The 3,380-nt window shown below is 73.6% G+C and carries 1 protein-coding gene; it reads right to left on the bottom strand.

All coding sequences use genetic code 11. From position 1 onward, the window contains the following. Window positions 1-3,380 (bottom strand): type I polyketide synthase (locus tag SSOG_RS36980; RefSeq protein ID WP_154686122.1); only part of this gene is annotated, 3,380 nt, incomplete at both ends.

The following is a 3,380-nucleotide window of genomic DNA, read 5'->3' as shown; positions in this document are numbered from 1 at the left end:
TCGCCCCGGCTCAAGCGCGGCCTCCAGGGCGGTGGTCTCGTCATCGGAGAGCGACACCCGGATACGGGCCGTGCGCCCGGTGCTGAGCCGGCCCTCGTCCCGGCCCGCCGCGTACATCTCCAGCAGCCGTGCGGCCTCGGACACCGAAGTGGCCGTCAGGGCGAGCCGGAACTCGTAGGCGGTACGGCCCGATCGCAGAGTGTGGGCGACATCGGCGAGTCGCGGACCCCGGCGGGCGGTGGCCTCGCCACCCGGCACGTTGCCGGTCGCCGTCTCCTCGCCGTGCGGCATCAGGCCCGCCACCGCGTCCGCCACCGCTCCGATGGTCCCGGCCATCGTGGCGGCCGGGGGCAGCTCGGTGCCCAGCTCCTCGGCCAGCAGCGAGTAGTAGTGGGCGCGCTCGGCCACGCCGAAGCCGCAGTCCACCAGATCGGTCGCGAGGTCGAGGGAGTCCGGTGCCACGCCCGCCATCTCCGCGGCCAGCCGGAGGCACAGACGTCCGGCGTCCTGCGTGGCGTCCCCGGTCACAGCCGTCTCGTACGGGGTGTGGCCGCCGCCCAGGAAGGTGGCCAAGTCCGCCGCGTAGGCCCGTAGCCGCTCCTCGGTCCTGGCCGAGAGCACCAGCAGCTGTTCGGACTGCTCGTCGATCGGCTCCGGCTCGGACTCGGTGGCCAACGGATACTCCTCCAGAACGACACAGGCATTGGCGCCGCCCGCGCCGAAAGAGCTGACAAGGGCACGCCGTGGCGACGGCTGCGGGGCGCCGTCCGCGCCGGAGTCCTCCAGCGGGCTCCAGGGCCGCAGTGTCCGCTGTACCTCGAACGGCGTGCTCGCGAAGTCGATTTCCGGGTTGCGGCGGTCCGCGTGCAGCGACGGTGCCAGCATTCCGTGCCGGAATTGCAGCAGCACCTTGGTCAGACCCGCGATACCGGCCGCGGCCTCCAGATGGCCGATGTTGGACTTCACCGAGCCGAGCGCCACCGCCGGCCCTTCCGCCCGGCGCTCCGGGTCCACGGGCCCGCCGAACACCTCGGTCAGTCCCGCGATTTCGATCGGGTCGCCGAGGTGGGTGCCGGTGCCGTGTGCCTCCACGTAGCCGATGGTCCGCGCCGTGACACCGGCCCGGTCCAGTGCGCCGCGGATCACCGCGGCCTGGGCGGACGCCTTGGGCACGGTGTAACCACCGGCGTCGCCACCCGCGTTGATGGCCGATCCGCGGATCACTCCGAGCACCCGGTCGCCGTCGGCCAGCGCCGCGGCCAGCGGCTTGAGCAGGACGGCGCCCACGCCCTCGCCGTCGACGAAGCCGTCCGCGTCGGCGCCGAACGCCTTGAGCCGGTCGTCGTGGGAGAGCATCCCCGCCTGGGCCAGACTGCGCAGGTGCTGCGGGTGCAGGATGAGGTTGACGCCGCCCGCGAGGGCCGCCGCGCACTCCCCGCTCAGGATGCTGCGGCATGCCAGGTGGACGGCGGTGAGCGAGGCCGAGCACGCGGTGTCGACCGCGAGGCTCGGTCCGGTGAAGTCGAAGAAGGACGACACCCGGTTGGCGACCGACCAGTGGCGGGAGTAGGCGTCGGTCGGCACACCGAGCGCGCTGGCCTCGCCGCCCATCCACGCGTAGTCGTTGCTCATCACACCGGCGAACACACCGACGGGTCCCTGCGCTGCGAGCGTGGCCGCCGGATAGCCGGCGTCCTCCAGGGTCGCCGCCGCGGTCTGCAGGAACAGGCGTTCCTGCGGGTCCATGGCCTCGGCATCGGCGGGCGAGATGTGGAAGAACATCGGGTCGAACGCGTCGACGTCGTCGATGAAACCTGCCCACTTGCTGTAGGCGCCCCGCACGCCGGACGGGTCGTAGTGCGCGTCGGCGTCCCAGCGTTCGGCGGGGACCTCGCGGATGCAGTGCCTGCCCCGGGCGAGGTTGTCCCACAGCTCGCCGACCGTCCCGGCCAGCGGGTAGCGGCCGGCGACGCCGATGACCGCAATACGGTCGTCATCGGCCACCTCGGCCGTCCCCTCGGCCGTCGGTGCGGTGGTCCGGACGGCGGAGGACGGCTGTTCGGCGTCGAGCAGCCTGCCGGTGAGGAAGGAGGTGAGCACCCTCGGGGTGCGGTGTTCGAACACCAGGGTCGCGGGAAGCCGCAGCCGGGTGCGGGCGCTCAGCCGGTTACGTACCTCCAGCGCGGTCAGTGAGGTGAAACCGAGGCGCTGGAAGTCGGCGTCGGGGTCGATGCCGGTGTCGGAGTCGTGTCCCAGCGCCGCGGCGGTCTCGCCCAGCACCAGCCGCTCGACGAAGCGTTCCCGCTCGTCCTCGGACATCGCCCGCAGACCACCGGTGCCGGGCCCGTCGTGGGTGGTGCCACCCGTGGCGAGGGGACCGGCGGTGAGCGGGGCGGGCGTGCGGCGGCGCCGTGCCGGGGCGAGGGTGCTGAGCAGGGGCGGTGTGCCGTCGGCCGTGGAATCCGGGGCCGTCGGGTCCAGGCGGGCCGGGAGCAGCTGCGCCCGGTCCGTGCCGAGGGCGGCGTCGAACAGCGCCAGCCCCTCTTCGGTGGCCAGCGGCCGGACACCGGCACCGGTCAGGCGCGCGAGGTCGGTTTCGTCCAGCCGTCCGGTCAGCGCGCTGCGCTCGGCCCACAGGCCCCAGCCCAGGGCCAGCGCGGGCAGGCCCAGACCACGGCGTTGGTGTGCCAGGGCGTCGAGGACGGCGTTGGCGGCGGCGTAGTTGCCCTGCCCGGCGGTGCCCAGCGTGGCGGACAGCGAGGAGAACAGCACGAAGGCCGACAGGTCCAGGTCACGGGTGAGTTCGTGCAGATGCCAAGCACCGTCGGCCTTCGCCGCCAGCACCGAACGCAGCCGCTGTGGTGTCAACGAGCCGATCACACCGTCGTCCAGGGTTCCGGCGGCGTGCACCACGGCGCGCAGCGGCCGGTCCGGCGGAATGGCGGCGAGCAGGGCGGCGAGCGCGTCGCGGTCGCTGACGTCACACACCACGGAGGACGCCGTGGCGCCCGTCCCGGCCAGCTCATCGGCAAGTTCCGGCGCTCCCCGGCGGGCGGCCAGCACGAGGTGGCGGACGCCGTGTTCGGCCACCAGGTGACGGGCCACGAGTCCGCCGAGTGTGCCCGACGCGCCGGTGATCAGCACCGTGCCGTCGGCCGGAAACGCCGGTTCCGCCGTCGCCGCGGGCGGTTCCGCGCGCACCAGGCCGGGCACGTACCGGTCGCCGCCGCGCACCAGGATCTGGGGCTCGCCGGAGGCCAGCAGGGACGGCAGCAGCCGGGGCAGACCGTCCATGTCGTCGGTGTCGACGAGCACGATCCGGTCCGGGTTCTCGGTCTGCGCCGATCGGACCAGGCCCCACACGGCGGCGGTGGCCACAT

Origin of the sequence: Streptomyces himastatinicus ATCC 53653 (assembly GCF_000158915.1) — a bacterium.
Classification (GTDB): domain Bacteria; phylum Actinomycetota; class Actinomycetes; order Streptomycetales; family Streptomycetaceae; genus Streptomyces; species Streptomyces himastatinicus.
Note: the sequence above shows the minus strand (reverse complement) of the source record. Positions and strands in the feature narration are given on the sequence as shown.